An 18,226-nucleotide genomic window follows, 5' to 3' on the forward strand; every position below is an offset into this window, starting at 1 on the left:
CCAGAACCGCATAGAGTGGACCAGCAAGTATATCCTCCATAAATAGATGAAAAAAGGGCCATCCCAAAAGCCACAGGTTAGTGACTTTTGAGATAGCCCGCTTATCTTATTATTCGTCATGAATTACTTGCCTGATCAAAATCCTTCGGCACCAAAACGGCACGCGGCTTGCTGCCTTCATAGGGACCGACGACTCCGCGCACTTCCATTTCATCAATCAGTCTTGCTGCACGTGTATAGCCGATTCTAAAACGGCGCTGCAGCAAGGACACAGATGCAGTTTGCATATCGGCGATTAAGCGCACAGCTTCATCATACAGCTCGTCTGTCGTGGCCTCCTTGGTTGGCTCAGGGATTTCTTCTGGAATCATATTCTCCTGATACTGCGCTTTCTGCTGGGAAATAACAAAATCAACAACATCCTCCACCTCTTGGTCTGAGAGGAACGCGCCTTGGACACGAATTGGCTTAGATGCACCAACAGGAAGGAATAGCATGTCGCCTCGGCCAAGCAGCTTCTCCGCGCCGCCCATATCCAGAATGGTTCTTGAATCGATTTGCGAAGATACACTGAAGGCAATCCTTGATGGAATATTCGCCTTAATAACACCAGTGATGACATCCACTGACGGACGCTGAGTCGCAATGATTAAATGAATGCCGGCAGCCCTGGCCATTTGGGCAAGACGGGTGATCGCATCCTCTACCTCATTGGAGGCGACCATCATTAAGTCTGCTAACTCATCGACAATGACAATAATATAAGGAAGGAGAGGATTTTTCTCGCCCTCTTCCAGGTTTTGGCGTGTAATTAAATCATTATACCCTTCAATATTTCTCGTTCCTGAGTGAGAAAATAATTCATAGCGTCGTTCCATTTCACTGACAACCTTCTTCAAAGCTTGCGCCGCTTTATGAGGGTCAGTTACGACAGGAGCCAATAAATGCGGGATGCCATTGTACACATTTAATTCCACCATTTTCGGATCAATCATCATCATTTTGACCTCATGCGGTTTGGCTCGCATTAATACGCTCGTAATAATGCCATTGATGCATACACTCTTCCCGCTCCCTGTTGCGCCTGCAACAAGCAAATGGGGCATTTTGTTCAATTCAGCTGATACGGCCTCTCCCGAAATATCTCTGCCTAGAGCAATAAGCAGCTTTGAGCCGCTTTTCTCAGACGGCTGCACTTCAAGGACCTCGCGTAAAGAAACGACCGCGACATCTGAATTAGGAACCTCAATCCCGATGGCTGATTTCCCAGGTATCGGTGCTTCTATTCGAATATCCTTTGCAGCAAGTGCGAGCGCGAGATCATCTGCCAATGATACAATCTTTGATACCTTTACCCCTACATCGGGATGTACCTCATATTTAGTCACTGCAGGACCAAGGTGGACTTGTGTCACCCTCGCCTTTACCCCGAAACTCTTAAATGTGCTCTCTAGTTTTTCGGCATTCGTATGAATGAGCTCATATTCTCCGCTCTGGTCTGCCTTTTTCGGCGATTTCAGCAAGGTAAGCTTTGGAAGCTGGTAATCGACATTCTCCACTTCCATAAAGGTCATAGGCTCTTCCTTCTCAGAGGTTAACTCTTCAGTAGACTTCACAGTATCTGCCTTTGGAACGGCATCAATCGGTACATCTGTTTCTTGATAAGCCCGGTCTGCGAAATTTGATATAATTCTCTCCTCAACGATCCCTTCCTCCTCAGAACCTGCTGTATCAGAAATATCAATCTCCATGTCTTTAATGGCTGGTTTAGAATTCTTCGTGGATTTGTCCGCCTTTTTCCTAGTTGTCTTTGACTGACGGAAATCTTCCACAAAGGCAAGCCACTGTTTCTTGAAAAAGCGGCCGATGGAAGAAAAGACCTTTCCAGTCGAATCCATCAATCCCCTGCCGGTAATGAGAATGATTCCGCCCACAACAAACAGGAAGGCAATGAATTTGCTTCCTGCGTCAGCAAAGAGAAAATGAAAGGCTGCATAGAGAAAGGCACCAATCATTCCGCCTCCCAAATCCGTTGTACTGGCCGTCCCATTGACCTCCATCCAAAAAAGCTCCCACGTATTCAGGATCACACTTGGACGCAGGGCATCGTTAGCGTACGAAGCTAAGTGCTCAAACAAAATGGTATGATGATACAAAAGAATAGCCAAAACAATTAAATAAATTCCGACAAGCTGCCTTTTAAAAAAGAATGGAATCTCGCGTTTATACATCAAATATATACTGAATACCATGAGTCCCAATAATAATAATATGTACCATTCTCCCATGAAGAAGCGTGCTAAAATGACAAATGACATCCCAACAGCTCCAAGTCTGGCCATGGCAATCGCTGCAAATCCGAATAAAGCAAGTCCTGATATTTCGTATTTTAACGTAGACTTGATCTGGTCTTTTTTCTTTGACCGAGGTTTTCGTTTATTTTTAGCCATTTAACCACCCGTTTTTCTTTCAATATTAGCCTTTTCATATTAGACCTTTTGTATATGTATGCAGCTGCTGGATACCCAGCAAAAAGACCGAGAGAGGAAAACAAAGAAAGCAGCCTGGCCTTCGGCTGCCTGTCCCTATTTCCTTTATTATAGCATATTTGCCATGCCAAAACTCTTTATTCCGGATTATAAATTATATTGCCGGGCGACAGAGAAGTGGATAAATAATCATTCGGTTCCGTACTTATGATTCGCTGTACCCGTATCGTTCCATCTGATAATCTCTCTCCTAGAAAAGGAACCCCATTTTTGTTAAAGACAGAGTGATATTCTTGATTCATCAAGTCCATCGTCAGCCATTCTTCTGGAACAAGCGTATAGTAGGTCATTGAATTGGCGTACCCTCCTCTTCTTTTCCTGCTTTAATTAACTCATTTAATTTGGCAATGGCACTTCCGATTCCCCCGACTTCATTAATTAAGCCTGTCCGAACCGCATCCTCCCCAATAACGTTGGTCCCAATATCCCGAGCTAAATTGCCCCGCGCAAACATCAAATCCTTGAATGTCTCTTCATCTATACTTGAATGCTTAACGACAAAGTTCACTACTCGATCCTGCATTTTATCTAAATACTCAAATGATTGTGGAACACCAATCACAAGACCTGTCAGGCGAATTGGATGAATCGTCATTGTTGCTGATTCAGCGATAAAGGAATAATCACAGCTTGTGGCAATAGGCACACCAATGCTATGTCCGCCCCCAAGGACAATCGATACGGTTGGCTTAGATAGAGTAGAAATCATCTCTGAAATGGCAAGTCCGGCCTCGACATCACCGCCTACCGTATTAAGGATGACCAGCAAGCCCTCTATTGCCGGATTCTGCTCAATGGCGACCAGCTGCGGAATTACATGCTCATATTTTGTTGTTTTGTTTTGAGGCGGCAATTGCATATGCCCTTCTATCTGGCCAATAATATTCAAGCAATGTATATTGGAATCCTTCGGCAATTGGGGTACATTTGTTTGACCCAAGGATTGAATCTTATCAATTAAGGCACTTGAAGCAATACCCTTATCATCTGCAGGCTTTTCCACACGCGGTACCTCTTCGGCTTTATCCATATCAAAAAAATCTCCCTTCCTAAATCCAAGCAAACGCTTGCCATTAGTATGGGCAATTTAGATGGATTCATACGCTTCCAAGCCCCGCTGACGCAAACCGAGAAACAAAAAAGAACCCCGAAAAAGGGATTCTCTCTTAACACCTTAGGTGACTCAACCATGCATCAGCTGATTTAAAACAATTCATTACTTCTTCAGTTAGGCACTTTTGGTTCTTGCGTTCAGCTGAAGTGTGTTTGTTCCGCTTATTTAAAGGTTTCTTTACACCTTTTCAAACATTTAACACACTGCATCTATATTCAATTTTCGGTTGCTCAATTCAATACCTGTTGCCAAGACTTGGTTACATGCGGGATAATCTTTCCTCCCTTTTATGCCAGGAATATATGCTCGATCGGTAATATTTAATGATTGGCCTTTGCGTAAAGAGTTATTCCATAGCGCCACCTTTATGTTGAAGATCCGATAAAAGGCTTTTGGTTGATTCTATCCAGGCTTTTTATGACATCCCTCTTATCTGTCTGCCAAATCAGCCTTTCCATCTTCTCCCGATTGAGCTATGATTGTTGCAAAGAATCTCACTTTACTTCAGGTCTGCAATCCACCATTTACATCTATTCACTATGCACTTCATGTAATCAATCTTCTAATAATGGCAATTCAGGAGTCTATATAGCCTACGTTCGTATTACTCAATTACTGTTCGCAATTACTTAATCGGAACGAAACACTATATGATTGAGTCGCCTAGGGTGTTAAGCCTCTTCTTTATTTTTTCCTTTCCTCCTTTCATTTATTGTTTACCCCCACCTCAGAAAATGAAACCGCTTTATTTAAAATTTTTTCGATTTTTTTTATAATTTTTTCTGCCTTGCCTGATTTACTCCGCCGCAGGATATAGAATCCAGATTAAGCCTATTCATAACCGAAAATAAAAAAAGCAGGCAAAAAAACGGAATCGTTTTTTTGCCTGTCTTGTTAAGGACTTAAAAGCTTTGCTCTCTTTATACTTCCATGATAATTGGTAAAATCATTGGACGGCGTTTTGTTTTTTCGAATAAGAATGAATGCAGGTTATCGCGGATCTCCTGCTTCATTCCAGCCCAGTCAAAGTGATCTTTAGATGTATTCTTAAGAACGATTTCACGTACGATCGTGTTGGACTTCTCCATTAATGATTCTGATTCACGGACATAGACAAATCCTCTAGAAATAATTTCAGGACCTGCGACAATACTTTTATCAGAACGGCTGAGAGTAACCACGACAATCAGGATTCCATCCTGTGATAATAAACGGCGGTCACGCAGGACGATATTTCCAACATCGCCAACGCCAATCCCATCTATCAGAACATTGCCGCTTGTTACTTTGCCGGAACTTTCGATCTGTTCCTTCGAAATAGAGATGACTTCTCCGTTCTCCGGAATGAGAATTTGTTCCTGCTTGAACCCAATGGACTTAGCGATGCGCATGTGGGCAATCAGCATTTTGTAATCTCCCTGGATAGGAATGAAGTATTTAGGTCTCATTAAGTTAAGCATCATTTTGAGCTCTTCTTGGCTGCCGTGTCCTGAAACATGGATGCGGTTCTTGCCGGCAACCACCATTGCTCCTGCACGGAACAACAGGTCGATTGTTCTTGACATAAGCAGCTCTCCGCCATATAAAGGATTAGCTGCCAGCAATACTGTGTCGCCTTGTTTAATGTTCACTTGCTTATGTGCATGCTTGGCCATTTTCTGCAGAACTTCAAACGGTTCACCCTGCTGGCCTGCAGCTAGGATAACCACTTCATCATCATTGTAGTTCTCAAGCTGATCAACTGGAATGAGCGTTTCATCCGCTAGCTTTAAGTAATTGAAGTTAAGAGCAATATCAAGTACCTTTTGCATGGACTTGCCGACAACAGCCACTTTCTTTTGATTATCATGCGCCGCATTGAACACTTGCTGCAATCCATTAACGTTTGAAGCATAGCAGGCTACGATAATACGGCCTTTCGCCTTGTAAAATTCATCTGACATTTGTGCAGCTACCAATGATTCAGAAGGCGTGAATCCGACTTTTTCAGCACCTGAGCTGTCAGAAAGCAGGCAAAGGACCCCAGCATCCCCTATGGCTGCCATCTTGCCTACTTCCGCTTTATAATGACCTTGAGCAGCTTGGTCAAATTTGAAGTCGCCTGTATATACGATTGCTCCCTCTTTCGTGTCAATGCATATACCAACAGAGTCTGGTATGCTGTGATTCGTTTTAAAGAATGTGATTCTTGATGATGCAAAGCGAAGGGCTGTATTGGAATCCACTACTTCAAATTCAACATCTACTCTTCCTTTGATTTCTTCAATTTTGGCTTTAGCCAATTCAATGGTCAAACGAGTCCCATACACAGGGGCATCTAGATCCTCAATGATATAAGGCAATGCACCAATATGGTCTTCATGACCATGTGACAGGAAAATCCCTTGAACACGTTCTTTATTTTCGATTAAATAGCTGATGTCAGGGATGACGACATCAATCCCGAGCATCTCGGTTTCCGGAAACATTAATCCGGCATCAAGAACGAATATGTCTTCATCCACTTCGATGACATACATATTCTTTCCTATCTCCCCAGCACCGCCTAAGGCGATCACTTTAATATTTTGTGTTTGTTGTTTAACCAATTTAGTTCCTCCTGTATTTAACTGCTCGTCCATTTCCAATTGAAACCATTATAACCGATATCCACTCATGTACGCTACCCAGACGGACTTTTTCAATAAATCACTCAATTACTAACACTCTTTACTTTTTTAGTGATATGTATATATGTAACAAACAGTAGCAAAAGCCAACCGCGCTGGATTGGCTTTTGTCCATTAGAATCGATAGGATAAAAGATACTTATAGCGTGTTTAGCAGCTTGATAAGCGTGTTTCTTTCGACCTCATTCATCGGTACAAGAGGTAAGCGAACAGATCCTACGTCTATTCCTTTAATTTGTAAGGCCGTCTTGACCGGTGCAGGGCTTGGAGCCATGAATAATCCTTCCATGATTGGAAGAACACGCTGATGAATCCTTGCAGCTTCCTCTTTATCACCAGAAAGGAATTTTTGAACCATATCTTGAATGTCTCGACCGATGATATGCGAAGCAACGGATACGACACCCGTTCCCCCAATCGCCAGCACTGGCAGGGCTAATCCGTCATCCCCGCTGTACAATTCAAAATCATCCGGTGTGTTGGCAATGATTTTTGTCATTGCGCTAAAATCCCCGCTCGCCTCTTTAATCGCCACAATATTCTTAACCTCTGATAGACGAATCACTGTCTCAGGAGAGATATTGGTAACCGTTCTGCCAGGAACATTATAGACCATTACCGGCAGGCTTGTAGAATCAGCAACTGCCTTGAAATGCTGATATAGTCCTTCCTGATTCGGTTTATTATAGTAAGGGGCAACAAGCATAATACCGTCAACGCCTGCTTGTTCCGCTTTTTTCGTTAAGCTGATGGAGGCATACGTATTATTGCTTCCTGTGCCAGCTATAACTGGCACACGTTTATTCACAATTTTGACGACATACTCAAATAATGCCACTTTCTCTTCTGCCGTCAATGTAGGAGATTCTCCTGTTGTACCTGAGACAACGAGCGAGTCGCTGCCTGTTTCAATCAAATAATCAACTAATTTAGCTGTTTTAGCAAAGTCAATATTCCCTTTATTGTCAAAAGGAGTAACCATTGCTGTGGATACGCGGCCAAATAGACCCATACTTCCACTCCCTTTTAGTTAAGATTTATCTCAATAATCGGTCGCCCAATCGATGTCACTTTCGTCCTCAAGATGAAGATTAAATGCACTATGAAGGGCATTGACAGCTTCCACCAAGTCCTTTTCCTTCACAAGTACCCAGATGGTTGTATGACTGTCTGCCGATTGAAGGATTTGAATTCCTCTCTCCGATAATGGTGTCACGATCTTGGCCGTCACACCAGGCACACCTGTTATTCCCGCTCCGACAACCGATACTTTAGCACAATTCGGCTCGATAGCCGGATCATGACCAAGATCCCTTAGGACAGAAATGGCCGTATCAGCGTCCTTGTCTGAAACTGTGTAGATAACACCATTCGGATAGATGTTAATAAAATCAACGCTGATTTTGGCATTGGCCATTGCCGTGAATACTTCTGTCTGCAAATCATATTGCCCTTCCTTTGCTTGGACCTTGATTTGTGTAATTTGACCAACATGGGCAATCCCCGTAACAAGCCGCTCCTGGATATCACTTCCGCGGCGATGCTTCGGATGGCTTGTAACCAATGTACCCTCTCCATCAGTATATGTGGAACGAATCCTCATTGGTACTTTTGCCTGCATGGCAATTTCAACTGCCCGAGGATGAATCACTTTTGCTCCTTGGTAGGCCATATTGCAAACTTCCGTATAAGTGACAACAGACAACGGGCGCGCTTTTTCTGCAATACGCGGGTCTGCTGTCATGATACCTTCCACATCAGTGAATATATCTACATATTCTGCTCCTAATGCTGCACCGAGAGCTGCCGCTGACGTGTCACTGCCACCCCGGCCAATGGTCGTAACATCACCATTTTCGGCCACACCTTGAAATCCAGTAACAACGATGACATCAGAGCTTTCAAGTTCTTGTAAGAGGCGATCGGTCTCCATCTCCAATATCTTCGCATTCGTATAATCCTGACTCGTGCGGAACCCAGCCTGTCCTCCGGTTAAAGCTGTTGCTTTAATTCCATTTTGAAGAAGCATGTTCGCGAATACCACTGATGAGATGACTTCGCCACAGGATAAAAGCAAGTCCTGTTCCCGTTCATTCAAAAGTGTAGCTGGACCATTAACAAGTGAAAGCAATGTATCTGTCGCATAAGGGTCTCCCATTCTGCCCATGGCAGATACAACGACGACAACCTTATATCCTTCATTCAGTCCGTTCCGAATATGATTTAAGGCAAGTTCCCTGCTCTTTGGATCACGAACGGATGTACCGCCAAATTTTTGAATGATAATTTTCATTTTTACACCTCGAAATCGGCCTTTTTGATCTGCAACAATCAAAAAGGCCGGATATACTACACTCAAGTAAGTTCTAAAGATCCGATAGATATATAAACAATTCTTATAAATTCAAGTTATTTAACAATTCCTAACCGAATAAGGCTCTCTGCAATTTGGACAGAATTCCAAGCTGCTCCTTTTAATAGATTATCGGAAACAACCCACATATGGAATCCCTTGTCTTCATCCAAATCTTTCCGAATACGACCGACAAATACGTCATTCTTGCCGACACAATCCGCTGGCATAGGGTATATCTGTTCGGATGGATTATCTTGAAGAACGATCCCGGGAGCGTTACTTAGCAGCTTTTGAATCTGCTCAGCCGTGACGCCTTCTTGATCAATTTCAATATAGACGGATTCAGAGTGCCCGACAGCAATCGGAAGTCTCACACAAGTTGCGGATACTTTCAGTTCAGGCATATGCATGATTTTCTTTGTTTCGTTGATCATCTTCATTTCTTCATACGTGAATCCATTTTCCGTAAATACATCGATTTGAGGGATAGCATTAAACGCGATTTGATAATGCTTCTCTGCTCCCTTCACTGGAAGGATTTCTGCTTTAGGTGCTTCATTATTTAGAATCGCCTCAGTCTGAGTATGCAATTCTTCAATCGCTGCTGCTCCAGCTCCAGAAACAGCTTGATAGGTAGAGACAACCACCTTCTTCAGCCCAAATGCCTCACGGATCGGTTCAAGAGCCGCGACCATCTGGATGGTGGAACAATTCGGGTTAGCGATAATTCCGTTATGTCCATGAAGATCACTTTCATTGACCTCAGGTACCACAAGCGGAACATTTTCATCCATACGGAATGCACTCGTATTGTCAACCACGATAGCCCCGCGCTTAACCGCTTCAGGAGCCAATTTCTTTGAAATACTTCCTCCCGCACTGAACAAAGCTATATCAACGCCCTCAAAACTTTCTGGACGCGCTTCTTGTACAATAACCTTTTCCCCGTTGAATTCAATTTCTTTTCCTGCAGAACGAGAAGAGGATAATAAACTGATTTCCCCGATTGGGAAGCTTCTTTTTTGGAGCGTTTCAATCATTTGCTGGCCAACAGCGCCAGTTGCGCCTACTACGGCTACATGAAATTTTTTTTGAGACATGTTTGTTACCCCTTCCGTAAACATTTATAGATAGATTTATGAGCTATATCTGTAGAAAAAATTTAAACAATTATCACAACTATTATCATATCCATTATGAAAAAGAGCAACATTTTTTCCCTGCTGGTGATAATTCGTTCTTTTAAGAATATATTATACTATATTTTTGTCGATTCATCGTGCTTTTCATGAGAATCTTTCGATTAATATCGGCTGAATTTGTTTCATCTCGAGGGCATATTCAACTGTTTCAATCAAGCTATCCATTTTCGCCACCATTGAATTTGGCTTATTATGAGGATCATCCTGACCAAATGGGATGAAGAAGATATCCTTTGTGCTTAATAATCGCATCAAATTGACGCCATTAAGACCTAAGGCATCATTTGTTGAGATTCCAAGCACAACTGGGCGATGATTTCTTAATGTTGCCTTCGCTGCCATCAAAACCGGAGAATCATTTTGCGCATTGGCAAACTTGCTCATGGAAACTCCGGTCATTGGGGCAATGACCATGCAATCAAGGGGCATCTTTGGCCCAAGCGGCTCCGCATCTACAATTGTATCAATGACTTTGCGATTCGTCAGTTTTTCAATTCTAGCTACCCAATCCTCGCCATTGCCAAATCTCGTATCCGTATTTTTCACTGTATGGGTTACGACAGGAATGACTTCAGCACCGCCATTCACAAGATTTTCAATTTGAGGATATACCTCATCATACGTACAGTGAGAACCAGTTAACCCAAAGCCTATACGCTTGCCTTTAATCTTCATGATTGTTTCCCCTTTCCCTTCTCAAGTTCCTCATACAAAAGTTGGCCTAGGACATTCGCCAGGATTTTACCAGCTGTTTTTGGGGCAACAATGCCAGGCAAACCGGGGGCTAGAATCGCTTTTATGCCACGTTTTTCAGCATAGCGGAAATCGGTGCCTCCAGGCTTTGAAGCAAGGTCGATTATCAATGTACGGGACGGCATTTTCGCAAGAACATTGGCCGTGATGATTTTGTGTGGAATCGTATTAATACAAATATCCACATGATCCACTTCTTTCTCCAATTCCGAGGTGAAAAAAGGAGTTAGTCCCATTTCGCTAATCCTGGCTATATGCTCTGTTTTTCTGGCGCCGACCTTCACCTTGGCCCCTAGGGCATGAAAGCTGCGCGCGACACTCATTCCTGTCCTGCCAAGACCAAGCACAATGACATTCGAGCCATGGATGGTGAAATCGGTATGCTGGATGGCCATCATGATGGCTCCCTCGACCGTTGGGATGGAGTTATAAATGGCTACATCATTTCTTTCAAAGAGCTGAACAAGCTTTCGGTTCGCCTTAGCGGTCAATTCAGATAAATAATCATTGCTAATTCCCGAATATATCGTGCAATGCTCTGGTGTATTGTTCAAGAAATCCTCTGTAAGGACAACCTGGCTGCTAGAGAAGATTGTCTCTATTTTGCCTTCCATATTGGTTCCCGCTACCGGCAAAATGATGGCATCCAGTTCAGTGACAGGAAGGTCCTCAAGCGATTCCTTCACCGCTCCTGTATAAGCATGTGCCAATTGTTCAAAGCCGGTTAAATACACTTTTGCATCCAATTCCGTCAATTTACGAATTACTTCAAGCTGCCTGGCGTCACCGCCAAGGACAGCAATCTGCATCCCTGTGAGCATGGAGGAGTTTCACCTTCTTTTTTGTTTGGTTGTATGCTGGTGATTACTTTAACGCAGTTATTCACTACGTGCATATAGTTCTCTCACATCATATGACCAATTCCTTGAGGGGTGCTATGTATAGATAAACAAAAAAAACGCCTATCGGCGTTTTTTTGGGAAATTCAATTCAGTCAACTTGAAAATCTCCATTTGCAGGGATATCAATAATGATCATATCCGTGCCGATTTTTTGAATATGTGTCCAAGGTACCCTTACCTCATTGCCATGCTTTCTGAAACCGAACCATTTGCCAGAAGGAATAATCAAAGCGGTAATCTGGCCAGTTAATTCATTGATTTCAAAATCAGTCTGACCAAGCACTCCCAGCCTTTCCGCTCGCTTCACATCGACGATTTCCTTCCCGCTTAATTCACTTAGCTTCATGCTTTACCTTCTTTCTGCAAAAGAATAGTTTATATATAATCTATATGGCATTCATGCTTGTTTAGAAGCGGTTTTCGCAGATGAATCTTTGAGGGAGGTTTATGAGCATAAAAAAGCGGCTGCCCTGGCTAATGTAGACCGGGCAGCCTGCTAAATAAGCGGCTATATTATAAATTCCATGTATCCTGAGGTCCAATAAGCGCCGCAGCATAAGGACCCTTAAATACATCCTCAATACATTGATTCACACTGTCAATTGATGCCTTATCAATTAACTCAACAATGTCATCAAGAGAGCGATGCCGTCCTAATAAAAGCTCATTCTTGCCGTTTCGGCTCATTCGGCTATTTGTGCTTTCTAAGCTTAGCATCAGGCTGCCTTTCAGCTGCTCCTTTGAATTTTCAAGTTCTTTCGTCGTAATTCCCTCACGCGAGATTAGATCGAGTGTAGATTGAATAGTTGAGAAGAGCTCATTTACCTGATTAGCACCAGTACCGCCATACAGGACGACAAGTCCATTATCCTGATAAGATGTGTGGTAGGAATATACGCTATAAGCAAGACCCCGCTCCTCCCTTACACTTTGGAAGAGACGGCTGCTCATAGAGCCTCCAAGTACATTGTTCAAGATAATTAAGCTATAGACATTTTCATGACCGACATCATAACCGTTATAGCCAAGACATAAGTGGGATTGCTCTGTGTCCTTTTTCCTGACCAGCTTATTTGCATGGAAGGATGGCTTTTCAAGTTCCGGACGGGCCTTCCCGCCCTCGTACTGGCCAAATAATTTTTCAACCTGCTTGATGAATGCATCAGTCACATTTCCGGCAACTGAAATGACCACCTTATCAGGCGTATAATGATCATAGACATATTGCTTTAACGTATCAGTTGTAATCGTTTCGAGCACTTCTTCTGTTCCAAGAATCGGATAACCAAGCGGATGCTTCTCAAATACTGCTTGGCTCAAAAGGTCATGAACAATATCGTCAGGTGTATCTTCATACATCTTAATCTCTTCGCAAACAACATTCTTTTCTTTCTTCAGCTCTTCTGAAGCAAAAGTTGAATTGAAGAACATGTCTCCAAGCACATCAAGGGCATAGGTAGCATGATTATCAAGGACTTTTGCATAATAGCAAGTATATTCCTTAGAAGTAAAGGCATTAACCTGCCCGCCAATCCGGTCAAATGACTCAGCGATTTCCTTAGCTGTGCGTGTTGTCGTCCCCTTGAAGAACATATGCTCCAAGAAATGAGAAATACCATTATTGCTTGGTCCTTCATTTCGAGATCCAGTTTTTATCCATATGCCAATCGCTACTGAGCGAACGGTCGGAATGGGTTCCAATACGATGCGAACTCCATTTTGACATGTATATTTAGTGATCAAAGATTCTTCCTCCTATTCATGTTGCTCTTTATAACCATACCCATTATGTATGTACAAATCACCGTAAATTAGAGAATACTTCCCTAATTGGGTAAGAAATTATCGCTTGCTTCGGCTTTCAGAAAGTGCCTCGCCCACTGGCATAATCTTGTAATTTTTCTCTGTGGATGTGATTAAGGTCTCCAGTGATTTTGAAGTCGGGTCTGTCGGATGCATTAACACGAGAGCTCCATTATGAAGCTTTGTCACGACCCTGTTGATCAATTCCTCAGGGGCTGGTTTCCTCCAATCTACCGTATCTACCGTCCAGAGGATTGTTTCCATCCCCAAGCTGGCTGCCGCTTTGACAGTCGTATCATTAAAGCTTCCGCTTGGCGGTCCAAACAAAGCCGGTTTAACTCCTGTTACCTCTTGAATGACTTTATTTGTCTCCTCAATTTCCTTCACAGAGGCTTGCATCGAAAGGTTTTTCATATCGGGATGTGTATAGGAATGATTGCCGAGCTCATGCCCTTCTTTGGCAATGGTTTTTGCCATCTCTGGGTTGTTCTTGACCCAACGTCCTTCAAGTACGAACGTTGCCTTAATATGGTGCTTTTTTAATGTGTCTAACATGGAGCCTATATATTCGTTCCCCCAAGCCACATTAATAATAAAAGAAACAGAAGGCTTCTTAGGATTGGCCCTATAAATGGGCGATGGCGGCAAATCCTTTAGATGGACTGCAGGGGAGGTTTCCTTGAAAATAAGCAGCTTTTCGTTAAAAATACCCTTTGCTTTCATCCTTTTATAGGATTTATTCACATCAATTTCGATCCCATTGTACCCAGGCGTCTTTTTCCAAACACGGTCAATGACAGCATCGGCAGGCTTTTCATTATATTTTTCTGAAGCTTGTTGTATTTCTTCATACAAACGGTCATTAACAGAAACAAGCTTTGCCGGCTCTCTTTTTATGCCGGCGAGATAACTATCTGTCCATGGATTTTGCACCAACACCCATGATAAACCGCCGATGGTACATATTGCAAGAAATTGCGACATTTTTTTATTCACGGTGTACTCCCCCCTATAATGAGAATGTATGAGGGGATTGGACAGGTTAGAACTTCTCTTTAGCTTACATACTGGCATGAACATGCCCTGCTAATTCTGCCGCTGCCAAGGCCGGCTATCTGAAGACTGGCTTTGAAGCCGCCCGATAATGCTCACGAGATGAATGAAAAGGCTAGGAAACATGTGTCTCCTAGCCGTCAATTGCATTACTGCTGTTCTGCTTTTTCTTTTTGTTCCTTCAAGACTGCTTTTCTTGAGAGATTTACTCTGCCTTGTCTGTCGATTTCTGTTACTTTGACAAGGATTTCGTCTCCAATCTTCACGACATCTTCAACTTTTCCGACACGTTCCTCAGCCAATTCAGAAATATGAACAAGTCCATCTTTTCCTTTAAAGATTTCGACGAAGCAGCCGAACTTCTCAATGCGCTTAACGGTACCTAGATACATTTGGCCAACTTCAACCTCACGTACGATGTCTTCGATGATGCTTTTCGCTTTTTCGTTCATCTCTTGGTTGGTAGAAGCGATATAGACTGTTCCATCTTGCTCAATATCAATCTTAACACCGGTCTCTTCGATGATTTTATTGATTTGTTTTCCGCTTGGTCCAATAACATCCCGAATTTTATCCGGCTTGATGGTCATAGTCAAGATCTTCGGAGCATATTGAGAAAGCTGTTCACGCGGCTCATCAAGCGTGCTCATTAAGTGCTCAAGAATATGATTGCGTCCTTTTTGAGCTTGCATAAGAGCTTCTTCCAAAATCTCGCGCGTAAGTCCAGCAATCTTGATATCCATCTGCAAGGCTGTAACACCTTTTTTCGTTCCTGCTACTTTGAAGTCCATATCGCCAAGGTGATCTTCCATTCCTTGAATGTCAGATAGGACAGTATAATGTTCACCTTGCTTGATCAGACCCATAGCGATTCCAGCAACTGGGGCTTTAATCGGAACACCAGCATCCATTAGGGCTAATGTGCTTGCGCAAATACTAGCTTGTGACGTGGAGCCGTTGGATTCAAGCACCTCTGACACAAGACGAATTGTGTAAGGGAAATCATTTTCGTTCGGGATAACAGGCTCAAGAGCACGTTCACCCAATGCTCCATGTCCGATCTCACGTCTGCCCGGTCCTCTGATAGGTCCAGTTTCACCAACAGAGAAATGCGGGAAGTTGTAGTGGTGCATGAAGCGTTTTGATTCCTCAAGGCCAAGGCCGTCAAGAATTTGAACGTCTCCCAGAGCCCCTAGCGTCGCGATAGAAAGCGCCTGAGTCTGTCCGCGAGTAAATAGTCCAGAGCCGTGTGTACGAGGCAACAGACCAACTTCAGATGAAAGCGGACGAATCTCTTCCGGGTTTCTTCCGTCTGGACGAACCTTTTCTTCCGTAATTAAACGGCGTACTTCATCCTTCACTAATTTGCTGAGGATTTCTTTTACTTGCTTAACCGTATCCTCATCAGCTTCTCTTTCTTCAAATACAGCAAGAACCTTCTCTTTTACTGCAGTAATGGCATCCTCACGCGCATGCTTTTCCTGAACCTGAACCGCTGCGTTCATTTCCTCCAGGCACATGCCTTTAACTTCTTCCACTAAAGCTTGATCTAGTTCATAAAGAACGATCTCGCGCTTTTCTTTTCCGACAGCTTCAACGATTTCCTGCTGGAATTTAATCAATTTCTTGATTTCTTCATGTCCAAACATAATTGCCTCAAGCATTGTTTCTTCCGGCACTTCATCTGCTCCAGCTTCAACCATATTGATGGCATCCATTGTTCCGGCAACTGTCAAGTGAATATCACTCTTCTCAAGCTGCTCAATTGTCGGGTTAATAACGAATTCATCATTCACGCGGCCAACGATAACACCTGCAATCGGGCCTTCGAATGGAATGTCTGATACACATAAAGCAAGGGAAGAACCAAACATAGCAGCCATTTCAGTCGGGCAATCCTGATCGACTGATAAAACCATGCTGACCACTTGAACGTCATTTCTGAATCCATCCGCGAATAGCGGGCGAATTGGACGGTCAATCAGACGGCTTGTTAATACAGCCTTTTCACTCGGTCTGCCCTCTCTTTTAATAAATCCTCCAGGGATTTTTCCTACTGCATACAATTTTTCTTCATAACTTACGGTTAATGGGAAGAAATCAAGATTCTTCGGTTCTTTTGACGCAACGGCTGTGCTTAATACTGCCGAGTCGCCATAACGAATTAAGGCAGCGCCATTAGCCTGCTTTGCTAATTGGCCAATTTCTACCGTCAATGGACGGCCTGCCCAATCTAAAGAAAATGTGCGTTTTGTTTGCTCCATTTCTTCAAAACTCCTCTCTACTGCGTTAACATACATAATTTATCCTAATATTTTGTCCTTGCAGACAAAAGTGGGATTTTAACACCAAATTACTATTAGTATACTCTATTATTGCCCAGTTTAAAAAGCTAAAGTGTCCACAAAGTGGGCTATTACCCTCTATGTATAACAAAAAAGCGGGATAAATCCCGCTTTTTCTGAGTAGATTATCGACGTAAACCAAGCTTGTTGATTAGTTCGCGATAACGAGTAACGTCTTTGTTACGCAAATAAGTAAGTAAGTTACGACGTTTACCTACCATTTTCAAAAGGCCACGACGAGAGTGGTGATCTTTCTTGTGCATGCGTAAGTGTTCGTTTAAAGTGTTGATTTGTTCAGTAAGGACAGCGATCTGAACTTCTGGAGACCCAGTGTCGCTCTCATGAGTTTTGTACTCATTGATGATCTGATTTTTACGCTCTTGCGTTAATGCCATCCTAATTCACCTCCTAATTTTTCAATCCCCTGTTCCTGAGCAGGCGTTGGTGATGCGCACAGCCAAGGAAAGGTTCATTTAATACGTTTATTAGAATACTACTATCCGCTTGAAAAAGCAAGTACTTAGAAGTTTTCGAAATATTCTATCGCACACTTTTTGTCTTTCTCGAGCTGTGCCACAAGAGCCTCAAGACCTTCAAACTTCTTCTCGTCTCGTATTCTTGTGTTCCACTCAATACAGACATCTTCACCATATATATTATCCTCGAAATCTAATAGATGGACCTCTACAGTCGGTATCTCATCCTTTACCGAATGGAAGGTAGGTTTATAGCCTACATTGCAAATACCATTATGCCAAGCGCCTTTTACGAGCATTCTAACGCAGTATACACCTACGCCAGGCAAGTAATAATCCTTGCCGACCTCAATATTGGCAGTTGGAAAGCCAAGCAGCCGTCCTCTCTTTTCACCGTCAATTACATGCCCCTTCACAGTGAATCCTCTACCAAGAAGGCGAGCGGTCTCTTCCATATTCCCGGCGAGAAGTTCCTTCCGTATTCTCGTAGAGCTTATTTTCTCAGCATCCAGCTCCTGTTTTGAAACGATTGTTTGTGCTAATTTCCCTTCGGAATAATGCGGCAGATCCTCCATTGTTCCTTTACCGCGATGGCCGTATGTATAGTCAAATCCAGCCACGATATGCTTGGCATTCAGGGAGATTAAATATTTCTCAACGAAGGATTGAGGACTCAAACTCGCAAATTCCTTCGTGAAATGCACGATAAATAAATAGTCAATGCCCATTTGCTCGAGGAGCTCCACTTTTTCCTTCATGGGCGTAAGCTGCCTGACATGCTTGACTTCCTTGTTTAAAACGACAGAAGGATGAGGGTCAAATGTCATAACAGCGGTATGCAGTCCTTTTTCTTTTCCCGCTTCAATAGCCGTTTGGATGACTTTTTGGTGTCCGGCATGGACGCCGTCAAAATAGCCAAGCGCAATGGCCAATGGGGGAAATTCATCCCCATTGAAAGCATGGGGATGATGAATATTGATTATTTCCATAATGATTCCCCTTTT

At 43.0% G+C, this 18,226-nt stretch carries 15 protein-coding genes; all 15 read right to left on the minus strand.

Annotated elements, in window-relative coordinates:
• Positions 1-116: 116 nt before the first annotated feature.
• Positions 117-2,450: a DNA translocase FtsK gene (locus CYL18_RS07975; RefSeq protein ID WP_104848959.1), complete on the minus strand. Its 2,334-nt coding sequence runs from the start codon at positions 2,448-2,450 to the stop codon at positions 117-119.
• 176 nt (positions 2,451-2,626) lie between these two features.
• A complete protein-coding gene (locus CYL18_RS07980; protein WP_104848960.1) occupies positions 2,627-2,839 on the minus strand; it encodes a YlzJ-like family protein in 213 nt (70 codons plus the stop codon).
• Positions 2,836-3,579 (minus strand): ClpP family protease, encoded by a 744-nt coding sequence (locus tag CYL18_RS07985; protein WP_104848961.1) that lies wholly within the window; start codon positions 3,577-3,579, stop codon positions 2,836-2,838. Before CYL18_RS07985 ends, CYL18_RS07980 begins: the two co-directional genes overlap by 4 nt.
• Before the next feature lie 1,004 nt (positions 3,580-4,583).
• Complete coding sequence (locus tag CYL18_RS07990; RefSeq protein ID WP_104848962.1) at positions 4,584-6,251, minus strand: ribonuclease J; 1,668 nt, start codon at positions 6,249-6,251, stop codon at positions 4,584-4,586.
• A gap of 220 nt (positions 6,252-6,471) precedes the next feature.
• Positions 6,472-7,344 carry a 4-hydroxy-tetrahydrodipicolinate synthase gene (dapA, locus tag CYL18_RS07995; protein WP_104848963.1) on the minus strand — a complete coding sequence of 291 codons (873 nt, stop codon included), beginning with the start codon at positions 7,342-7,344 and terminating at the stop codon, positions 6,472-6,474.
• Positions 7,345-7,374: 30 nt separating this feature from the next.
• A complete protein-coding gene (gene dapG, locus CYL18_RS08000) occupies positions 7,375-8,625 on the minus strand; it encodes an aspartate kinase (protein ID WP_104848964.1) in 1,251 nt (416 codons plus the stop codon).
• A 116-nt stretch (positions 8,626-8,741) separates the two neighbouring features.
• Positions 8,742-9,788: an aspartate-semialdehyde dehydrogenase gene (locus CYL18_RS08005; RefSeq protein WP_104848965.1), complete on the minus strand. Its 1,047-nt coding sequence runs from the start codon at positions 9,786-9,788 to the stop codon at positions 8,742-8,744.
• A 186-nt stretch (positions 9,789-9,974) separates the two neighbouring features.
• The gene (locus CYL18_RS08010; RefSeq protein WP_104848966.1) at positions 9,975-10,565 is read right to left on the minus strand and encodes a dipicolinate synthase subunit B; all 591 of its coding nucleotides are present in this window, start codon (positions 10,563-10,565) and stop codon (positions 9,975-9,977) included.
• Entirely contained in the window at positions 10,562-11,464 is a 903-nt protein-coding gene (gene dpaA / locus CYL18_RS08015) for a dipicolinic acid synthetase subunit A (RefSeq protein ID WP_104848967.1), read from the minus strand. The genes CYL18_RS08010 and dpaA overlap by 4 nt, the downstream gene beginning before the upstream one ends.
• 169 nt (positions 11,465-11,633) lie before the next feature.
• Positions 11,634-11,891, minus strand: coding sequence for a YlmC/YmxH family sporulation protein (locus tag CYL18_RS08020; RefSeq protein ID WP_104848968.1), 258 nt, complete (start codon positions 11,889-11,891; stop codon positions 11,634-11,636).
• Between the two features lie 167 nt (positions 11,892-12,058).
• On the minus strand, positions 12,059-13,288 hold the full coding sequence (locus CYL18_RS08025; protein WP_104848969.1) for a M16 family metallopeptidase: 1,230 nt from the start codon (positions 13,286-13,288) through the stop codon (positions 12,059-12,061).
• A gap of 99 nt (positions 13,289-13,387) precedes the next feature.
• Positions 13,388-14,332, minus strand: coding sequence for a polysaccharide deacetylase family protein (locus tag CYL18_RS08030; RefSeq protein WP_201741260.1), 945 nt, complete (start codon positions 14,330-14,332; stop codon positions 13,388-13,390).
• Between the two features lie 218 nt (positions 14,333-14,550).
• A complete protein-coding gene (gene pnp, locus CYL18_RS08035; RefSeq protein ID WP_104848971.1) occupies positions 14,551-16,665 on the minus strand; it encodes a polyribonucleotide nucleotidyltransferase in 2,115 nt (704 codons plus the stop codon).
• A gap of 206 nt (positions 16,666-16,871) precedes the next feature.
• Positions 16,872-17,141, minus strand: coding sequence for a 30S ribosomal protein S15 (rpsO, locus tag CYL18_RS08040; protein ID WP_104848972.1), 270 nt, complete (start codon positions 17,139-17,141; stop codon positions 16,872-16,874).
• 125 nt (positions 17,142-17,266) lie between these two features.
• Positions 17,267-18,211 carry a bifunctional riboflavin kinase/FAD synthetase gene (locus tag CYL18_RS08045; protein WP_104848973.1) on the minus strand — a complete coding sequence of 315 codons (945 nt, stop codon included), beginning with the start codon at positions 18,209-18,211 and terminating at the stop codon, positions 17,267-17,269.
• Positions 18,212-18,226 lie beyond the last annotated feature (15 nt).

Origin of the sequence: Pradoshia eiseniae (assembly GCF_002946355.1) — a bacterium.
Lineage (GTDB): Bacteria > Bacillota > Bacilli > Bacillales > Pradoshiaceae > Pradoshia > Pradoshia eiseniae.